Origin of the sequence: Staphylococcus sp. GDY8P85P, assembly GCF_017892405.1 — a bacterium.
GTDB classification, from domain to species: domain Bacteria; phylum Bacillota; class Bacilli; order Staphylococcales; family Staphylococcaceae; genus Staphylococcus; species Staphylococcus borealis.
This window is the reverse complement of the sequence record NZ_JAESLA010000057.1, coordinates 17,748-36,750: the sequence shown is the minus strand read 5'-3', so window position 1 is coordinate 36,750 and position 19,003 is coordinate 17,748. Positions and strand designations below refer to the sequence as shown.

Sequence of the window (19,003 nt, the reverse complement as noted above, 5' to 3'; positions counted from 1 at the left end):
TCCCCTAAGAAATCGAGCCAACATTACGAAGTATTGTAAATAAAGTAGCCAGTAAATGAAGTTATAAAATCTTATTTACTGGCTTTATTGATATGAATTATGTAACAGCCTCTTTTATTTTAGATAGTATCGTTTTTCATAAAGTTATCATCTTATAAAAGTTATTTATCTAATTCTGTTTTCTTCCACTTTCTAATTTTGGTTCTAAATGTCTTAAATGGTGCTACTGTGTTAATGTGAATCCATTTCCAAACTGGCCATTTGGAAGGCGTTGATGACGCCCATTGCCTTTTATCACTCTCAAATAATGTTTTATCATCTAAATTTTTAATTAATTCAATCATGCTATCTACTTCTTTATTAAACTGATTAATAAGTTGTTCTAATGTATAGTTTGAGTAGGTTTGATAAAATTCTTGATATAATCCTCCTAAATTATTCCACTTATAATTCGGGCTAGGTGTTACAACGGATATATTATTTTTATTATCCCTTTCCCAAGATTGAATTAAATTTAACCATCATAACTGATATGCAATCATTTGCGCTGGTGTCCTATCAATACCAGTTTTATATATATCCTTTTCTGCTACTGATACATCACTAAATTCGTGAATAAATAAATCGGCTCTTTTCCTAATTTCAATTATTAAAGCATCTTTATCCGCATAAGTTTGCATCTCATCACCACCAATTATTTATATACTTATTATATAATATTCCATCCAATTAAAATATGTATTTATCAACTATAATTTAAACCTAAATTTCATATTTTTATTATTAAAATATTTTCATCTATCAAAAAACGCTTTTCAAAAGAAGTCATCTTTTGAAAAGCGCTTATGTTACTAAATCAAATTAGCTTATAATGTAGTTTGATTCAAACCATTTTATTGTATAATTATTGATTTAATTTGTAGTTAATAAGATTCATTTAAAATTTCTTCATTTAACCTGCTTCTTTAATTTTCTAATATGCTTGGATCTGTGAACCAGTAATCCTCTACTTTATAAGAAATAACATGTCCATGGTACAGCATCAATGTTTTGCCATGTCTTTGATTTTTCAAAATCAAAATTACTATTTTTTTAATAATCTTCTTAATACAGGGCTTCAGTTTAATAGTCTTATCTTATTTCCTACTAACTAACATTATTCAAAAATCTTATTTAAAGACATAATATGTCTTTTCTATTTGTTAATTTGTATTGAGTACTACTTAAAAAAGTAGTTTTAATAATTATCAAGGAGGAAATCTAAAATTTTATTAACATCAGCATTAGCAGGACCAATATTATTTATAGGGGGGGAGCAAGTCAACATGTACATGCAGCTGATAGTGTAGTAAATACTAACAATGCGACTAATATCGCTATTGAAGTTATGAATAAAAATGGTAATGATGGCCCTAGATTAGAAAATTATTATGATGTAGAAAATAAAGGGAATTACTATTTAGTTCAGTATGGTAATAAATCTGGTGCTGGAACTGGAGCTATAAGGGTTTATAAAAACGGCGATGTAACTAAAGAAAGTGGATACAATGCTACTATTGACAAAGGTAACTTCACTTATATTGGCAAATATGATTTGGACAAATCTTTGAATAGCCAAAAGCTATCTAACAATAATTATCAATCAGTTCAAAATACTAAAAAAACTACATCAACTAACGACAACAGAAATATAACAAATGGAATTGACATTCCCTAAATGAATCTAAACCAACTAGTAAATCTTTACCAGAAACAGGTAAGCAATCTAATTCTAATTTAATTTCTATTGTCGCTTCTATATTATTAGCCGCTGGTTCTTTATTAGCATATGGGCGACTTTCTATATCTAAATAATTATTATCATAAGATATTAACATTACTTATTCGGAGGATCATTTATGAAACGTAAATTAATTTATTTTATCTCAATTACTTGCTTAGTATTATTACTTGCTGCATGTGGTAATGGACTAAAAGAAGGAAAATATAATTTTGCACAGAGTAGTGGTATTGACTATTTAAATAGCGACATGGTTTTGGAGGTTCCAAAAGATAATGCCAATACAGCTAAATTAACATATGGTGGCGAAACATTAAAAGTTACAATAAAAGGTGGAAAAATGATATTTTCAGATGGTAATGATAAAGAAAGTATAAATTATAAAGTTGAAGAAAATGGTGAAACTATCAAATTAGATGGCGGAGAAGGTCATAATGCAATATTTAGAAAACAATAACAACCCTAAAATCCTTTAAATTTGTTTCAAAGCCATTTTAACATGTTTTATTAGTCATATTTTATATATCGTTTTAAAGTAAATCTTAAAAATACCAACCCTTTTTTAAGTACAATAAAAGGGTAGCTTATTCAGCTACCCTTTTCCTATTCTATCATAATATATCTGTCGTTTTACATCATGCCTGGCATGCCACCCATACCTGGATTGTCATTATTATCTGGTTCAGGGATAGTTGCAACTACTGCTTCTGTAGTTAAGAACATCGCAGCAACACTTGCAGCATGTTGTAATGCAGAACGCGTTACTTTTGTAGGGTCAACGATGCCTTCTTCAAGCATATTTACCCATTCATTCGTTGCGGCATTGAATCCAACACCGGCATCTGCATGTTTTAATCTCTCAACAATAACTGAACCTTCAAGACCAGCATTCTCAGCAATTTGACGTACAGGTGCAGATAACGCTTTAAGTACGATATTCACGCCTGTTGCCACATCACCTTCCGCTTCTATTTCTTCTACTTTATTATAGATGTTTACTAATGCCGTACCACCACCGGCAACGATGCCTTCCTCAACTGCAGCACGTGTAGAGTTTAAGGCATCTTCAATACGTAATTTACGTTCTTTCAATTCAGTTTCAGATGCAGCTCCGACTTTAATTACTGCAACACCGCCAGCTAATTTAGCTAAACGTTCTTGTAATTTTTCTCTATCAAAATCAGAATCCGTTTCTTCAATTTGTGCTTTGATTTGACTGACACGTGCATCAATACTATTGTCATCTCCGTCGCCATCGACAACTGTAGTATTATCTTTAGTTACTTCAACTTTGTTGGCACTACCTAGCATATCAATGGATGCGTCTTTTAATTCTAAACCTAAATCATCCGTAATAACTGTAGCGCCAGTTAGAATTGCTAAGTCTTCTAACATCGCTTTACGACGATCACCAAAACCAGGTGCTTTAACTGCAACTGCAGTAAATGTACCACGCATACGGTTTAATACGATATTAGTTAAAGCATCTCCTTCAACTTCGTCAGCTACAATTAAAATTGGACGACTTGATTGCACGACTTGTTCTAATAAAGGTAAGATATCTTGGAAAGAAGAGATTTTTTTATCTGTCACTAAAATATATGGTCTTTCTAATTCAGCAATCATTTTATCTGAATCTGTAACCATGTATGGTGATTGATATCCTCTATCAAACTGCATACCTTCAACAACTTCTAATTCTGTATCTAGTCCATTTGATTCTTCAATTGTAATAACACCGTCATTACCCACTTTATCCATTGCTTCAGAAATATATTTACCAATTTCTTCATCTGCTGCTGAAATAGCACCAACTTGCGCAATTTCATTTTTATTTTCTACTTTTTGAGAGATATCGTGTAGTGCTTGTACCGCTACTCTTACAGCTTTATCGATACCTTCACGCAGTCCTACTGGGTTCGCACCACTTGTGACGTTTTTTAACCCTTCTTGAATCATAGCTTGAGCTAATACAGTTGCTGTTGTAGTGCCATCACCAGCAATTTCGTTTGTTTTATTCGCTACTTCTTGAACTAATTTCGCACCCATATTTTCGTAAGGATCTTCTAATTCAATTTCTTTGGCAATTGTAACACCATCATTTGTAATTAATGGTGCGACATACTCTTTATCTAAAACTACATTACGTCCTTTAGGTCCAATTGTAACTTTAACGGCATTGGCTAATTTATCTACACCACGTAACATTGCTTGTCTTGCATCTTCAGAAAATTTTAAGTCTTTAGCCATTTAATGTACCTCCATTATGTCAATAAATTTAATGTTGATTATTTATAAAATTTTAGTCTTCAATAATAGCAAGTAGATCTTCAACATTTAAAATTAAGTATGTTTCATCTCCACGTTTAACTTCTGAACCAGCGTATTCTTGGAATACTACTCGGTCTCCTTCTTTAACCTCTGGAGCAACCCTTTCACCATTGTCTAGAACTCGTCCAGTTCCAACAGCTACTACTACACCTTCGTTAGACTTTTCTTTCGCACTGTCAGTAAGTACAATGCCACTTTTTGTTGTTTGTTCTTGTTCTTTGCGTTCAATAATCACACGATTTCCTAATGGTTTAAGCATGATCGTTCCTCCTTAACAGGTTCCTTTTTAGCACTCGAAATAATTGAGTGCTAATCTACATCTTATATTAATCAAATTTGGTCAATTTTTCAAGCGAAAGGATTATCTATATTTTGTATAACATACAAATTTACGATAAACTAACTAATGTTGATTATTATTTTTGGAGGAATAGAATGAAGAGAATTTGGGTAGCATTTCTTACCATTGTTATTTATGCTTTAGCACAGTTCTTACCCTTATTAATACAGCATTTACCTTTCTTTAGTAATTTAAAAGGGATGGAACTTGCAAAAGCTGGCGTTTATACTCAAGTGATTTTATTTGTAATCGCGGCTTTATTAATTATTTGGTTAAACAGTATCATTAAAAATCCAACTAGATTAGAGCAAGGATATAAAGAACCTAAACGCTACATTTTACCATGGGCTTTACTAGGATTTGTTGTAGTTATGATATATCAAATGGTAGCTAGTCTAATCACTATGTGGTTAGTTGGTCAACCACAGCAAAGTCCTAATACTGAGAGAATAATGGCAATTGCTAAACAGCTTCCAGTATTCATATTATTAATCTCAATTGTCGGTCCAATACTAGAAGAATATATATTCAGAAAAGTTATATTCGGTGAAATTTATAATAAAATTAAAGGAAACCGAATTGTCGCATTTTTAATTGCTTCTATTGTAAGTTCAATTTTATTTGCAATCGCACATAATGATGTTAAATTTTTCTTCATATACTTTGGAATGGGCATGTTATTCTCGCTTGCTTATGTCTTGACTAAACGCATTGCAGTTCCAATTATTATCCACATGCTACAAAATGGTTTTGTAGTTGCAGTCCAATTTTTCTTTGGTGATACGGTTAAGCAGTTACAAGAACAAAGTAATTTTATTGTTCATTTATTTATGTAAAAGTTAACGGGAGTGGGACAGAATTCTGTCCCACTCCTGTTTTTCTTTTAGTTTTTAATTTTTCTATAAATAAATCCACCAGTGACGCCTATGAAAATCATAATTATAGATGTGATTAAAGCTATATTAATGTTTTTATATTTATCATTATTTTCCGCTTCTTTACTCTCCTCTTTACTATCTATAATTTTATCTTCATCGTGACTCTGAATATCAGCCTCTTCTTCTTTATCCCTATCACTTGGTTTTTTCAAGTCTGGCATTGAGCCAATTTCACCCGTGATGAGTGCCAATACTTGCTCATCTAAATTTTTGTAATATTTTTTTGAGTTTAATGGATTAAAATACTCAAATCTAAAGTAGTTTGAGCCTTTTTGCAAGTAATCTAAATATTGATTATTAAATGATTGTTTGCGAAAAAGTCTATAAAAATCTTGATTTGAAATGTACTCATTATTATTGCCTAACCTATTAACCTGATTAATGATATATGGATTATATTTATATGAACCATTAGCCAAATCATTTAATCTGTTTAAAAGTGCCGATTGACTATAGAATGGAAATTGATTTTGTCTATGATCATTATTTGTATAGACTTCCGTATCATTTTGGTTATGATGATGTTGTAAACGTCCACCATAATACCATTGATTAGTCGTAGTTGAACCATTCATTTCTGATTGATTTTGGCGTTTATTCGGATATATATGATGAATCATTGAATCAGACACATTATGATCGTGATGTGACCAAGTCGGTTGTTGTCCTTGATTAGTTCCATTATTATTTTCTTGTGGATTATGATTTGTCATATCATTTGAATTTGAATGTCCTGAGTGTTCATCCTGGTGATTTCCATGATTATTTGAACTATGATTGTTAGAACTACCATTGGAATGGTTTTGCGAACCATTGTTTGAACCGTTTTGTCCAGAACCTGTGTTGTGTTCACCTTGATTAGAGCCAGAATGTGTATTACCATCATGGTTTGGTGGTTGCTGAGGATTACCACTTTCTCCTGGCTTATTTCCTTCATCTGGTTTATCTGTTCCTTGATTGCCTGGCTTGCTTCCTCCATTATGTTGACCTGAATCATCATTCCCTGGCTTACTTCCTTCACCAGGTTGATCCTTTCCAGACGCTCCAGGTTTGTCTTCTTCACCTGGTTTATCCGTTTCTTGATTGCCTGGTTGATTTGATTCGCCCTCACCTGGCTTGTTTCCTTCGTCTGGTTTGTCTGTATCACTATCCCCGGGCTGGCCTTCTCCTTCTTGATTACCTGAGTTATTTTCCCCAGGTTGATCTTTATCACCAGGATGCGTTGTATCGTCCTCATCAGAGTTGTTGCCTTCATCTGGTTTATTCGTTTCGTTCTCACCGGGTTTGTGTTCTTCATTTGGATTGTCTACATCTTGATTTCCGGGATTGATTTCTCCTTCTTGGTTACCTGGATGACTATTTCCTGGTTTACTTGAATTTTCCTCGGTATCATTGCCATCATCGTTCTCCGGTTGACTGTTTTCAGTTGAATTATCATGATTCATAGTATTGTCATGTTCTGACTGCGTATCACCATTATCTTCAGTAGATGGTTTCATCTCTCCATGGTTTTGACTATCTGAGTTTTTTTCTGAAGCAGCAGTATTTTGGGTATCAGATTGATGATTGTCATAATGGTCATTCTGATTATTTAAATCATTTTGTGTACGTGTATCTGTAGTAACCGCATTCTGATTAACCTCATCTGTAGCCGGTTGATTTTTATCTGCAGCTTTCACCTCGTTCTCATGACCTATCACAGATGTACTCAATGCTAAAATCAGGCTAGTTTGGGCTAATTTCTTTTTCATCAATCTTCCACCTCCTTGTGTTTTATAACACTCTCAGTATAAAGAATATTTATCTATTATGCATGGATATATGATTAATGATAAAAAATATTAATACTTTTGACATTTTTTGTAAAAAAACATTTTACAAATCCTAGTATAATATTTATACTTAGGATATAACTTATACAAACAAAGGAGATTTTACATGGGCTTATTTAGCAAATCAAAAACGAAACCATTTTTACAAGAGATTGAAGATAGACGTACAATTTATAGTACAGAAACTACCATTTCAATTAGTGACAAAGAACTCGAAGATATGATTGAACATATCATTAAATACACACCTTCAGCTTTTAACTCTCAATCTACAAGAATTGTATTATTATTAAATGATCAACATCATAAATTCTGGGATAATACTAAAACTGTATTAAAAGATGTTATGGGTCCTGATCGTGATTTCGCTCCAACCGAGCAACGCATTGATGGCTTCAAACATGCTTATGGTACAATTCTTTATTTTGAAGATGAAGATGTTATTAAAGGCTTGCAAGAACAAATGCCAAATTATGCTGATAACTTTGCAAACTGGTCAGTTCAAACGAATGCAATGCACCAATTTGCTATCTGGACTGCTTTAAGTTCAAAAGGTATTGGCGCTTCTTTACAACACTACAATCCATTAGTTGATCAAATTACTACACAATCATTTGATATCCCAGCTTCATGGAAACTTGTAGCTCAAATGCCGTTCGGAGATATCCGTGAACAAGCTGGTGAGAAAGAAATTCAACCTACTGACAACAGATTCATCGTTAAAAAATAATTTATCTATAACTTATTTAGTTAAATCAATCATTAAAGACTCAATTTCTACTTAGACACGTTGTTCTATTTAAAGTTGAGTCTTTTTTAACGTATTTTTCTATAGCATCTGCATAGTTTAAGAAACTCGCTCAATTTTTGATTTTCTTTTTTTAATTTAGTAAATTAGAGTTAATCTTGGGATGAGGAGATTTTAAAATGAAAGTACAAATATTTCAATTTTATGTTGAATACGGTAACGTTGAAAAAAATGAAAATAAAATTAAAAGTTGGTTTGAAAATAAATTAGAAGCAGATACAGAGGTCGTTGTTCTGCCGGAAATGTGGAATAACGGTTATGCGTTAAATGAGTTGAACCAAAAAGCTGATAGAGAACTTAGTCGCAGTTTCCCATTCATTCAATCATTAGCACAACAATATCATGTCGATATTGTCGCTGGTTCCGTTTCTAATATTAGAAATGGTAAAGTTTATAATACTGCATTTACTGTTTCTAGAGAAGGACATCGAATTAATAAGTACGATAAAGTTCATTTAGTCCCTATGTTGGATGAACCGACATATTTAGAAGATGGTAAAGCAGTCCCAGAGCCATTTTCACTTTCATCAGGTACGCTAGCAACACAAATTATTTGTTACGATTTGCGTTTCCCTGAGTTATTGCGATATCCAGCGCGCAATGGTGCACAAGTTGCATTTTATGTTGCACAATGGCCTACACCAAGGTTAAATCATTGGAAAGCCCTGCTTCAAGCACGTGCAATTGAAAATGATATGTTTATTGTTGCATGTAATGGAACGGGAAACGATGGTAATACAGACTATGCTGGTCATTCTATGATTATCAATCCAAATGGTGAGATTTTAGCTGAACTGGGTAACGAAGAAGATACTATTGCTCATAATATCGATCTTAAAGAAGTTGATATTCAACGCGAGACTATCCCTGTATTTAAAAATTTAAAACCAAATTTATATAAATAGTGCAACATACTGTATCCAATCGTTTGGGTACAGTTTTTATTAACGACAAAAGTCGCGAGCTTGGGAGGAACTCGCGACTTTCATATTAAGGGAATGTTTTTTACAGTTATTTCAATCTTTGGGGATGTTATTAATTATGAAAATTTTACAATAGCTTACATCCTGAAAATATTTAACTTCTATATCCTACAATAGCTAAGTTAAATACCTTCTACTGAGTTTCAACTTCAGTAACTTTGCTTGTTTCATTAATAAGTTGGGATGGCTTATTAATGAATACGTTTAACTACACGAAGAAAACAAATTAAGATAACTTCTAAATAAATTAGAAGCTTCTTTATTAATAATGTTCGATGGGACATTACTAATATTGAAATGGTTAACCAAAACCATTCACAACACTTACAACATATGGTAATAGGATTAGTGATTTTGCAACTACAAACAAAACCATTTACCTCGATTACCAAAACAATAACTATTAAATTTAAAGACTAAGATTATTAAGTTTTTATCACTCGTAAGTGATATGAGTCTATTTAAACATAACCTTCCAATTTATTTTTAATTATTTCTTAAATCGCATGTTTTTATACATAACTGTAATATTTTATATGTTAAAATATTACTTGTAATTTCAATATAACAGTTAAGTATTTATTTTGAACAGTTACGCATAAGCCCCCAGACCAATTGCGCTAAATTGTATAATCAATATAAGGAGAGTGGCACGCTATTGAAAGCAATTGATAAAAAGATTGAGCAATTCGCATTATACTTGCAACGTAAAAACAACCTAGATCATATTCAATTTTTAAAAGTGAAATTGGGATTACAAGTCGTTGTAAGCAATCTTGCTAAAACAATTGTGACCTATGGTGTTGCACTTATCTTCCATACATTTCTATACACTTTATTTACACATGTTAGTTATTTTTTAGTTAGACGTTATGCACATGGGGCACATGCAAAATCATCATTGTTATGTCATGTTCAAAATTTAGCTTTATTCGTAGCATTACCTTGGTTAATAGTATATTTTAAGGTGAATTCGGGTATAATGTATTCTGTTGTGGCTATTGGGATGATAATTATAATTTATTTTGCTCCTGCAGCTACCAAGAAACAACCAATACCTAATCATTTAAAAAAGAAAAAGAAATTATTATCAATAACTATAGTATTAGTGCTTTTAATAATTTCAACTATTGCACCAGAACCATTTAAGCAATTGATATTATTAGGGATTACGCTAGAAAGTATTACATTATTACCAATCTTTTTTCCTAGGGAGGATTATTAACTATGACAGTATTATTTGACTTATTTATTAAATTTTTCTCATTTTTATTAGAATCTGTTGGTACTTTAGCATCTTATACTCCATGTGCTACGTATTTTGATGAACCTGAAGTACCTGAAGAATTAACTAACTTAAAAAGATAATTTCTGTTAGAAAGTGTGAGAGAAGTATGGATATATTATCAAATGTGCCATTAGCTTTTTTTCAAGGGTTTCTCTTATTTTTAATCGCTAAAGTTATTTTAGACATACAGTATACTAAAAGGGATTATTTAGCCATTTTGGTGGTTATAATCCCTTCTGCCTTTTTATATATTTATTTAGGAAGTATATCAGTATTATATTTATTAATTGGTTGTGGCTTGATCTTGTATACGAAGGTTAAGTTGTATTCACTGATAGCAGTACTTAGTAGTGCTATTTTAATGTTTTTAAGTAATTTTATAGGCTTTTTATTAGTTGTGTTAGTAGAAAACCACACTCAGAACTATGTAATTATAACATCATCATACATAATAATCTTTTTTGCTATTTCATTGTTACTAGCTTTTTCAGTTCAATTTTTATTAAAAAAATTGATGCAATCGTATTTGTCTATAAATAGAACATATTTAACTATCATTTCAATAGTGTTGGTTCTATCTTTCATTATCCTATATGTATATTCTCAAACGCCTAATATAAACAATTCTTCTCTAAAAATGTACGGCTTAATTTTTATTGGGATCATTCTTTTCTTCACTGTTCTTATAGTTTTCATATCAAACTATATGATTAAAGAACTTCGTTATAAACGTAATATGGAAGAGATTGAAACATATTATGAATATACTTTACAAATTGAATCAATTAACAATGAAATGCGTAAGTTTAGACATGATTATGTAAATATTTTAACTACAATGTCTGAGTATATTCGTGAAGATGACATGCCTGGGCTAAGACAATACTTCAATGAAAATATTGTACCTATGAAAGATAATCTTCAAATGAAATCAATTAAAATTAATGGTACTGAGAATTTAAAAGTACGTGCGATTAAAGGCTTAGTTACCACTAAGATTTTACAAGCTCAAGAGAAGAACATTCCTATCAGTATAGAGGTGCCTGAGTTAGTAGAACATATAGAAATGAACACGATTGATCTTAGTCGTATCATTGGAATCATTACGGATAATGCAATTGAAGCATCAGAGACGCTTGAAGATGCATTGATTCGTATAGCATTTATTAATACTGAGACGTCTGTTATGTTTATTGTTATGAATAAGTGCCAAGAAGATATGCCTCGTATTCACGAATTATTCCAAGAACGCTTTTCAACTAAAGGAGAAAACAGAGGTCTAGGATTAAGCACGTTGAAAGAAATCACTGATTCTACTGACAATGTGTTACTCGATACGACGATAGAAAATGGCTACTTTGTGCAAAAAGTAGAAATCATAAATAATTAGTCATAAGGATGTGTAATCATGAAAATATTCATTTGTGAAGATGATGTAAAACAACGCGAAAATATGGTTTCAATTATTAACAATTATATAATGATTGAAGAAAAACCAATGGAAATTGCGCTGGCAACAGATGATCCTTATGAAGTCATTGAAAAATCTAAAGAAATGAATGATGTTGGATGCTACTTTTTAGACATTCAATTAGAGGCTGATATCAACGGGATAAAATTAGGTAGTGAAATTCGTAAATATGACCCTATTGGAAACATCATTTTTGTTACAAGTCATAGCGAGTTAACATACTTAACGTTTGTATATAAAGTTTCAGCAATGGATTTTATCTTTAAAGATGATCCTAGTCAGTTGCAATCGAGAATTATTGATTGTTTAGAAACAGCGCATACACGCTTAAAATTATTGTCTAAAGAAAGTAATGTTGAGACGATAGAATTAAAACGAGGTAGTAATTCTATCTATGTTCAATATGATGACGTCATGTTTTTCGAATCATCTACAAAATCACATCGTTTGATTGCACACCTAGATAATCGTCAAATTGAGTTTTATGGTAACTTAAAAGAACTCGCACAATTGGATGATCGTTTCTTTAGATGTCATAACAGTTTTGTTGTTAACCGTCATAATATTGAATCTATTGATTCAAAAGAACGAATTGTTAACTTTAAAAATGGCGAGCACTGTTTTGCATCTGTTCGTAATGTTAAAAAAATATAGTTGAATATACACAATCAAAATATTCTATAAGTAGATTAATTTAGAAGCGGGACAATGAATTTATCACTGTCCCGCTTCTTTTCTCATTATTTTAATTCTGACGTAACTTCTTCAAGTGTTGGAATACTCTCAATGGCACCATATTTTGTTGTAACTTTTGCTGCTACAAAGTTACTGAATTGCAGTATGGCTTGCCCTTCTTCCTTAAGCAATTTAGTCATATTCACTTCATCACTTAATAATATTCTGCTAATTGCTGCTCCAATAAAGGCATCTCCTGCGCCTGTCGTATCAACGGCTTTTACTTTAAATCCTTCATGATATATCTTAGTTCCATCTTTTAAAATAATACTAGCACCATTTGGACCTTGTGTATAAATAACTGCTACAACCGATCCTTGGAATAACGACTGAATTGCACTTTCTTCATCCGCTTCGCCAGTAATAAATTCAAGTTCCTCATCTGAAACTTTTATGATATTCGCTTTAGGAATGAACGCCTGTATCGTTTCTTTACATGCTTCAGCACTATACCAAAGCGGTAAACGTACATTAGGATCAAAAACGATGGTGCCATTAGCTGATTTAAATTTATCAATCATAGCTTGATGCGCTTCTTTCATATCACTTTCAACTAAATCAACAGAACAGAAATGTAGGATATCATTTGGATTAATTGATATTTCGTCTAAATAGTCCGCTTTATAAAGCATATCAGCAGAAGGTTTACGATAAAATGAAAAATCTCTTTGTCCATCTTCTTTTAAGCTTACAAATGCTAATGCCGTATTTGCTACATCTGTTCTTCTAATGAATTGAGTACCTACACCTAGATTGCTTAAAGTTTCAACTATAATATCACCAAATGCATCATTACCTAATTGCGTCACCATTTCAGTAGATGCTCCCATTTTACGTGCTACACTTACTACATTTGCAGGTGCACCCCCAACTTGTCGACTAAATTGTTCAACATCTTTAAGTTCAGAGTTCTTCACATTTGGTATAAAATCTATTAATGCTTCACCTATTCCGTATAACTTTCTCATTTTTTAATCATCCTTAAGTTCATATTTAGTGAATTTTAAATAAACTTGTCCTGTTTCTGTTGATGTTTCTATACCTGTAGCATTTTCATCTGGAAATATTCTTGAAGTTAAAACACGTTCGCCGTCATTGCAAAATATCTCAATGCTTGATGTATCAACAAATATTTGTAATTGGCTCAATGGAGATTTTAAAATTGTACTTCTTGTTAAATCTTGAACATTATCTGGCAATAATCCACTTTCCGTGCGATCCAATGTAAGCTTTTGCTCGCTTGTATTATAGATAATTTTGGTGTTATTTAACTTTGATGTACGTAATTCAAAATAAATTTCTGACGCATCATTTTCAAGAATATCAATAATCAGTTCATACTGTGTACCTTCATATGGATGTAATTTTCGATTAAATTTATTAGCATAACCTAGTGCTGTTTCTTTATTTTTACGTAACTTTTCAAGCCCTTTAAACGGACGTTGTCGCAGTTGATTATCCTCAATTGTCAGCACCCTAGGTATTGTTAAACAATGTGCCCATCCTTCATCATCGGTAGGATAATTGATTTCAGGTAACCCCATCCATCCAATTAATATTCTATTACCATTTTCATCTAAAAATGTTTGTGGCGCGTAAAAATCAAAACCATTATCTAGCTCTATAAAGTCTCCATGTTCAAATGATAATGTGTCGAAATCTATATCCCCTATCAAATATCCAGATTGATATATATTTCTAAATTGATTACCCTGTGCTTCAATTCCTTGGGGACTGAAAAGTATGATATCTTTAGAATTCAAATTAAAATAGTCAGGACATTCCCACATATAGCCAAAGTTTTTTAAATTTGTTTCAAGTTCTCCACAAAAAGACCATTGCTTTAATTGTTTATCTTTCGTCTTGTAAATTAAACAACGACCTTGTTCATCATTTGTTTGGGCACCAATTATCGCATAATATTCACCATTCAATTCAAACACTTTAGGATCTCTAAAATGACTTGTATATCCCTCTGGTTGTGAAGCGATAACGGGTTTATCAAATTTTGTAATTGTACCGTCATTTTCTACTTTCGCAATCATCTGACTAGCATAACGTTCCCATTGATCATCACGACGATTACCTGTGTATATGTAATATAAGTCACCTTCATGTTCAAAAGCACTGCCACTATAAACACCGTGACTATCATAATATGTATCTGGTTTTAATACGGCACCCTGTGGTTCGAACGTCACTAAATCGTCACTCGTATAATTAAACCAATACTTCAATCCATGTACAGCACCAAGTGGAAACCATTGATGTGAAACATAATATTTGCCATTATGATAAATTAAACCATTAGGATCATTGAGCAAACCTGTTTCAGGTTGGATATGAAATGTCTGACGAAATCTTGACGTTTCGACTTGCCGTTTAAGATGCTCTAGGTACTTTTTATCTACGTCTTCAATGCGACGATAACGTTCTTCTCTTGACCATTCAGCCATATTATTCCTCCATCATTGATAAATTAAATCTAAGTTTATTATTATTCTATCATCGACTATGGTATCGGTTCCATAGATTTATGTAATTTAAAGTGTCTATATTTCAACCGGGATTATGGTTTTTGACACGACATTTTTAGAAAAAATTAATTCATTTAATTGTTTCATAGCATGCGTTCCAGCTTTATAATAATTAAATTTAACAGTCGTAATCGTAGGCGTGACGAGTTGCGTCATTGGGTCTCCTCCAAAACCATAAATTTGATAGTTCTCAGGTGTATTGGGTTGTTGAGAATAAAACTTATGAATTGCTAATGCTATAGGATCTGTTGCACCAATTAATACGTCAATATTACATGTATGATTTAACTTTTCAGCAACATCATTTTTAGCCTCTTCATATTTAAAAGATGTTACATAAATTTGAGGATGAATATCATATTGTTTTAAAGCATCAATAATACCTTGCTTTCGTTGTATACCCACAGCAACATCTTCTTCACTAACTCCAAAGAATACGACGTTTCGAAATTGTTGATGCCCTATTTGTTCACCTACGATGTATCCTGCTTGATAATCATCATGAATAATACTATGTAATTCAGGATGCGACTGACCGACTAGAATAACTGGTACATCTAATTTCTGAATCACTTCTAAATGTTTATTTGTTAAAGTAGTAGCCATTAATATGATGCCATCTACCTTACTTCTTGAAAAGGTCTCAAGTGCTTCAATCTCAGCATGAACATCTAAACCAGTATAATTAAGTAATAATTGATATTGATGTTGATGGCATACCGATACAATGCCTTTAACTGTCTCATCCACTGCATGTGAATTCATTCTTGGTATAATAGCACCGATCATATGTGTATGCTTGGCTCTTAAACTTTGCGCAAATTGATTTGGTTGGTAATCATGCTCAGCTATGATACGACTTAACTTTTCCTTCGTATGCGGGCTAACTGAGCCGTCATTTAAAAAGCGGGAGACCGTGCTTTTAGATACTCCCGCTAATTTTGCGATATCTGATATATTTTTCATTAGATTAATCACCTAAATTAACTGTCATTTAAGCATTATTTTATCACATAACTATTCTTATAAAATACTGTTTAGTATATGAATCACTAATAAAACTATCAATATCTTTTATTCAGTTTGTTTAATTCGCTATAAAAATACGCTTTCTCACCATGAACAAGTTGATCCAATCCTGTCTTATCTTCTTCTTCAGTGGTTGCAATAGGCATGATACTTTGTAAAATCTTACCTATAATCCAAGTTAAAACCACCGTGTAACATAAAACCACGAGCACAGCTATAACTTGAATCAACACTGAGTGAATGTCTCCGTTATAGATAAATCCGTTTGATATATCATGATTAACATGTTGTGATTGAAACACGCCAGTAAGAATAGCACCAACGATACCTCCTGCACCATGAATACCAAAAGCATCAAGTGTATCGTTATATTTATATTTCACTTTAATCACATTAATAACGAAATAACAAACGATGCCACCCGCAAATGCAATAACAAATGCGTTGAAATAATTCACATAGCCTGCTGCAGGTGTAATAGCGACTAAGCCAGCTAAGACACCTGATAATAAACCTAGTAGGCTTATTTTCTTAGTCATAAGGTACTCAATGATTAACCAACTAAACGCACCACCACTTGCCGCGATAATTGTATTTACAAATGATGTTAGTGCAACATCATTTAACGTATATGCACTTCCTGTGTTAAAACCATACCAACCAATCCAAACTAAAATACCACCAATTAAAGTGATTAAAAGATTATGCGGCTGTATTTTTTCAATTTTTTTACCATTACCTATCATAATCGCTAAAATAAGGCCTGAGAGACCAGATGTGATATGTACAACTGTACCACCAGCGTAATCTAAAGCAACAAGTCGTTGTATCCATCCTCCGCCCCATACCCAATGCGCAACTGGGCTATATATCAAAATCACCCACAAGAATATAAAAATAATAAACGGAAAGAATTTCATACGTTCAGCAATTGAACCTGAGAGTATTGAAACTGCTATTGTGCAAAACATCATTTGGAACAACATAAATAATGCAAACGGGATGTGTGGACTTAATTGGTCATTGACTGCAAAACCAACATGTTGTAGGCCAATCAAATCGAAATTACCTATAAAAGCATTGCCTGTTCCAAAACTTAATGAAAAACCTAATGTAACCCATGTAAACGTCACGATAATCATTGCTGCCATACTTTGCATAACTGTGTTTAGGACATTCTTTGATTGAACTAACCCACCATAAAACAAGCTAAGCCCAGGGGTCATTACCCAAACAAGTAAAGTGCAAAGAAATAAAAAAATTGTGTCATCCATCTTCATAATTACCACTTCCTTTGAAAATATCATAATGATACTTCAAAGAAATAGCAAAAATACGTAAGATAAAATGACACAATATGTTACATAATATAACAGTGTTTTAATCACTTATTTCGTTTTAAGCTTTTTGAATTGTAATTGTCCAAGATGCATCATCTAATTGTTCATAATTCGTAACTGGATAACCTTGTTCAGCCGCCCAATTTGGAATAGCTTCTGTTGCTTGCGTACAATCGAAATCTATTTTAAGTTCATCACCATTATCTAATGTTTGCATTTTCTTTTGTGCTTCGATAAGTGGAAATGGACATACCATACCTACTGTACCTAATTCATATAACATTGTTATTCCTCCAATTAATTATGTTGTTTGTGTTTGTTTTGGAACTGCAGTAGTTTGAGATTGTGATGTTTGTTTTTCTAACTTTTTCATTGGTCTAATGAAAATAAAGTAACTCATAAACCATACACCTAAAATCATAGAACCTAGTGCAATCCAGCCTTTCCAAGACATAATAGCTGTTTCTACTAAGCCATTACCAATTGAACAACCACCTGCTACTGAGGCACCGAATCCCATGCAAATACCACCAATAGCACTATTACGAATCGTCTTCTTATCAGGTAATCGCCATTTGAATTCACGTGATCCTCTAGCAGCGATATATGACCCTAAAAAGATACCTAATATTAATAGTACACCCCAATCTATTAACTGAGTATCTCCTGTAATTAAAAACGTAATTAAGTTTGCTGATGGTGTTGTGATGCCTAAACCATAATCTCTACCAGTAGACATACTCATCGGCCAAGCAATTAATGCTATCAAACCAACTGCTATACCAGCTACAAATGGGTGGTATCGTTTTTCAAATAAATAATGTCTCAAGCCACTATATTTTTGCTTAAGCTTTGGAACCGCAAATTTGGGTTTAGGTTTGCGTAACGTTTTAGTTACAAAAATAATCGTGATGATCGTTAATATTAACGTAAATACCCACATTGGAATACCCGTTGTCTGAGACATATTAGCATTGATATTTGTAGGTTGATTTATCCACGTCATCACTGGAAGTAGCACACCTGTTTTAGTAATTGCCGCAGTTACTGCATATAACACGAGTGCTACCCAACTTCCAATTAAACCTTCACCAGCACGATACCATGTACCTGTAGCACAGCCTCCTGCTAATACAATACCTATTCCAAATATAAACGCACCAATGATGGTACCAATAATTGGAAATGTACTATCAGGTATTGAAATAAGGTTTAACCCAGTTAAAATAAGTAGTCCTATACTTTGGACTGTAATAGCTACTAATAAAGCATAAAACATTTTGTTATTTTTTTGAACATACATGTCTCTAAAGCCACCAGCTAGACAAAAACGTGTACGTTGCATAACAAACCCTAATAATATTCCAACGATAAGACCACTAATAATCATCCATATCACTATTAATTCATCCTTTCCCGATTATTTTACTAAGGTATTATAATCAATTGTACTAAATTTGGCAACTTCTTAAAATAAAATGCTTCTAGCGATTTTTCACACGACCTATAAATTATTGCATTTGATTCACTCAATGTTGGCAAACAAAACGGGAGTGGGACAGAATTCTTTTGAATTCGTCGTCCCACTCCC

At 32.5% G+C, this 19,003-nt stretch carries 18 protein-coding genes and 3 pseudogenes; 10 read left to right on the top strand and 11 right to left on the bottom strand.

Annotated features, from left to right (window positions below; genetic code table 11):
* Positions 1-161: 161 nt before the first annotated feature.
* Positions 162-680 (bottom strand): annotated as a pseudogene (locus KA828_RS11600) (ClbS/DfsB family four-helix bundle protein).
* A 285-nt stretch (positions 681-965) separates the two neighbouring features.
* A pseudogene (locus tag KA828_RS11595) lies at positions 966-1,080 on the bottom strand (iron-hydroxamate ABC transporter substrate-binding protein); the annotation flags it as partial.
* A gap of 307 nt (positions 1,081-1,387) precedes the next feature.
* On the opposite strand from KA828_RS11595, the gene KA828_RS11590 reads away from it, so the two are divergent.
* The 3 genes and pseudogenes from KA828_RS11590 (at position 1,388) to KA828_RS11580 (ending at position 2,237) form a co-directional block, all read left to right on the top strand.
* Positions 1,388-1,717: a hypothetical protein gene (locus tag KA828_RS11590; RefSeq protein WP_193839134.1), complete on the top strand. Its 330-nt coding sequence runs from the start codon at positions 1,388-1,390 to the stop codon at positions 1,715-1,717.
* Positions 1,718-1,734: 17 nt separating this feature from the next.
* Positions 1,735-1,854, top strand: a pseudogene (locus tag KA828_RS13435) (LPXTG cell wall anchor domain-containing protein); the annotation flags it as partial.
* A 44-nt stretch (positions 1,855-1,898) separates the two neighbouring features.
* A complete protein-coding gene (locus KA828_RS11580; RefSeq protein WP_210126262.1) occupies positions 1,899-2,237 on the top strand; it encodes a hypothetical protein in 339 nt (112 codons plus the stop codon).
* Positions 2,238-2,410: 173 nt separating this feature from the next.
* Here KA828_RS11580 and groL read toward each other — a convergent pair whose 3' ends face one another.
* Together groL and groES are read right to left on the bottom strand one after the other, a co-directional pair.
* On the bottom strand, positions 2,411-4,030 hold the full coding sequence (gene groL / locus KA828_RS11575) for a chaperonin GroEL (RefSeq protein ID WP_210126261.1): 1,620 nt from the start codon (positions 4,028-4,030) through the stop codon (positions 2,411-2,413).
* Positions 4,031-4,082: 52 nt separating this feature from the next.
* Entirely contained in the window at positions 4,083-4,370 is a 288-nt protein-coding gene (groES, locus tag KA828_RS11570) for a co-chaperone GroES (RefSeq protein ID WP_053030415.1), read from the bottom strand.
* 176 nt (positions 4,371-4,546) lie between these two features.
* Between groES and mroQ the strand changes: the two genes are divergently transcribed.
* Positions 4,547-5,287 carry an intramembrane glutamic endopeptidase MroQ gene (gene mroQ / locus KA828_RS11565; protein WP_193839132.1) on the top strand — a complete coding sequence of 247 codons (741 nt, stop codon included), beginning with the start codon at positions 4,547-4,549 and terminating at the stop codon, positions 5,285-5,287.
* Between the two features lie 47 nt (positions 5,288-5,334).
* Here mroQ and KA828_RS11560 read toward each other — a convergent pair whose 3' ends face one another.
* Entirely contained in the window at positions 5,335-7,140 is a 1,806-nt protein-coding gene (locus tag KA828_RS11560; RefSeq protein ID WP_210126260.1) for an SdrH family protein, read from the bottom strand.
* A gap of 187 nt (positions 7,141-7,327) precedes the next feature.
* Here KA828_RS11560 and KA828_RS11555 point away from each other — a divergent pair, with 187 nt between their 5' ends.
* The 6 genes from KA828_RS11555 (at position 7,328) to agrA (ending at position 12,425) form a co-directional block, all read left to right on the top strand.
* On the top strand, positions 7,328-7,951 hold the full coding sequence (locus KA828_RS11555) for a nitroreductase family protein (RefSeq protein ID WP_053030418.1): 624 nt from the start codon (positions 7,328-7,330) through the stop codon (positions 7,949-7,951).
* A gap of 197 nt (positions 7,952-8,148) precedes the next feature.
* Complete coding sequence (locus KA828_RS11550) at positions 8,149-8,934, top strand: carbon-nitrogen family hydrolase (protein ID WP_075109236.1); 786 nt, start codon at positions 8,149-8,151, stop codon at positions 8,932-8,934.
* Positions 8,935-9,670: 736 nt separating this feature from the next.
* A complete protein-coding gene (locus KA828_RS11545) occupies positions 9,671-10,237 on the top strand; it encodes an accessory gene regulator AgrB (protein WP_075109237.1) in 567 nt (188 codons plus the stop codon).
* A 2-nt stretch (positions 10,238-10,239) separates the two neighbouring features.
* Positions 10,240-10,380: a cyclic lactone autoinducer peptide AgrD gene (gene agrD / locus KA828_RS11540; RefSeq protein WP_033079904.1), complete on the top strand. Its 141-nt coding sequence runs from the start codon at positions 10,240-10,242 to the stop codon at positions 10,378-10,380.
* Between the two features lie 26 nt (positions 10,381-10,406).
* Positions 10,407-11,690 (top strand): quorum-sensing sensor histidine kinase AgrC, encoded by a 1,284-nt coding sequence (gene agrC / locus KA828_RS11535; protein WP_075109238.1) that lies wholly within the window; start codon positions 10,407-10,409, stop codon positions 11,688-11,690.
* 18 nt (positions 11,691-11,708) lie between these two features.
* On the top strand, positions 11,709-12,425 hold the full coding sequence (agrA, locus tag KA828_RS11530; protein ID WP_053030422.1) for a quorum-sensing response regulator AgrA: 717 nt from the start codon (positions 11,709-11,711) through the stop codon (positions 12,423-12,425).
* A gap of 86 nt (positions 12,426-12,511) precedes the next feature.
* On the opposite strand, the gene KA828_RS11525 is transcribed toward agrA, so the two are convergent.
* The 6 genes from KA828_RS11525 to KA828_RS11500 form a co-directional block, all read right to left on the bottom strand.
* Positions 12,512-13,474 carry a carbohydrate kinase family protein gene (locus KA828_RS11525; protein WP_210126259.1) on the bottom strand — a complete coding sequence of 321 codons (963 nt, stop codon included), beginning with the start codon at positions 13,472-13,474 and terminating at the stop codon, positions 12,512-12,514.
* 3 nt (positions 13,475-13,477) lie between these two features.
* Positions 13,478-14,962, bottom strand: coding sequence for a sucrose-6-phosphate hydrolase (locus KA828_RS11520; protein ID WP_193839127.1), 1,485 nt, complete (start codon positions 14,960-14,962; stop codon positions 13,478-13,480).
* A gap of 96 nt (positions 14,963-15,058) precedes the next feature.
* Positions 15,059-16,009 (bottom strand): LacI family DNA-binding transcriptional regulator, encoded by a 951-nt coding sequence (locus KA828_RS11515; protein ID WP_075109101.1) that lies wholly within the window; start codon positions 16,007-16,009, stop codon positions 15,059-15,061.
* Between the two features lie 98 nt (positions 16,010-16,107).
* Positions 16,108-17,352, bottom strand: a complete 1,245-nt coding sequence (locus KA828_RS11510) for an ammonium transporter (RefSeq protein WP_210126258.1) — start codon at positions 17,350-17,352, stop codon at positions 16,108-16,110.
* 118 nt (positions 17,353-17,470) lie between these two features.
* Positions 17,471-17,695, bottom strand: a complete 225-nt coding sequence (locus tag KA828_RS11505; RefSeq protein WP_011275296.1) for a sulfurtransferase TusA family protein — start codon at positions 17,693-17,695, stop codon at positions 17,471-17,473.
* An 18-nt stretch (positions 17,696-17,713) separates the two neighbouring features.
* The gene (locus tag KA828_RS11500) at positions 17,714-18,811 is read right to left on the bottom strand and encodes a YeeE/YedE family protein (RefSeq protein ID WP_053030430.1); all 1,098 of its coding nucleotides are present in this window, start codon (positions 18,809-18,811) and stop codon (positions 17,714-17,716) included.
* Between the last annotated feature and the right edge of the window lie 192 nt (positions 18,812-19,003).

Excerpts from the sequence above, each read along its gene's own strand:
- KA828_RS11520 (WP_193839127.1), bottom strand. The coding sequence starts at position 14,962 with ATGGCTGAATGGTCAAGAGAAGAACGTTATCGTCGCATTGAAGACGTA.
- KA828_RS11515 (WP_075109101.1), bottom strand. The coding sequence starts at position 16,009 with ATGAAAAATATATCAGATATCGCAAAATTAGCGGGAGTATCTAAAAGC.
- agrA (WP_053030422.1), top strand. The coding sequence starts at position 11,709 with ATGAAAATATTCATTTGTGAAGATGATGTAAAACAACGCGAAAATATG.
- KA828_RS11555 (WP_053030418.1), top strand. The coding sequence starts at position 7,328 with ATGGGCTTATTTAGCAAATCAAAAACGAAACCATTTTTACAAGAGATT.
- KA828_RS11590 (WP_193839134.1), top strand. The coding sequence starts at position 1,388 with ATGAATAAAAATGGTAATGATGGCCCTAGATTAGAAAATTATTATGAT.
- KA828_RS11580 (WP_210126262.1), top strand. The coding sequence starts at position 1,899 with ATGAAACGTAAATTAATTTATTTTATCTCAATTACTTGCTTAGTATTA.
- groES (WP_053030415.1), bottom strand. The coding sequence starts at position 4,370 with ATGCTTAAACCATTAGGAAATCGTGTGATTATTGAACGCAAAGAACAA.
- KA828_RS11510 (WP_210126258.1), bottom strand. The coding sequence starts at position 17,352 with ATGAAGATGGATGACACAATTTTTTTATTTCTTTGCACTTTACTTGTT.
- agrC (WP_075109238.1), top strand. The coding sequence starts at position 10,407 with ATGGATATATTATCAAATGTGCCATTAGCTTTTTTTCAAGGGTTTCTC.
- mroQ (WP_193839132.1), top strand. The coding sequence starts at position 4,547 with ATGAAGAGAATTTGGGTAGCATTTCTTACCATTGTTATTTATGCTTTA.
- groL (WP_210126261.1), bottom strand. The coding sequence starts at position 4,030 with ATGGCTAAAGACTTAAAATTTTCTGAAGATGCAAGACAAGCAATGTTA.
- KA828_RS11560 (WP_210126260.1), bottom strand. The coding sequence starts at position 7,140 with ATGAAAAAGAAATTAGCCCAAACTAGCCTGATTTTAGCATTGAGTACA.
- KA828_RS11505 (WP_011275296.1), bottom strand. The coding sequence starts at position 17,695 with ATGTTATATGAATTAGGTACAGTAGGTATGGTATGTCCATTTCCACTT.
- KA828_RS11525 (WP_210126259.1), bottom strand. The coding sequence starts at position 13,474 with ATGAGAAAGTTATACGGAATAGGTGAAGCATTAATAGATTTTATACCA.
- agrD (WP_033079904.1), top strand. The coding sequence starts at position 10,240 with ATGACAGTATTATTTGACTTATTTATTAAATTTTTCTCATTTTTATTA.
- KA828_RS11550 (WP_075109236.1), top strand. The coding sequence starts at position 8,149 with ATGAAAGTACAAATATTTCAATTTTATGTTGAATACGGTAACGTTGAA.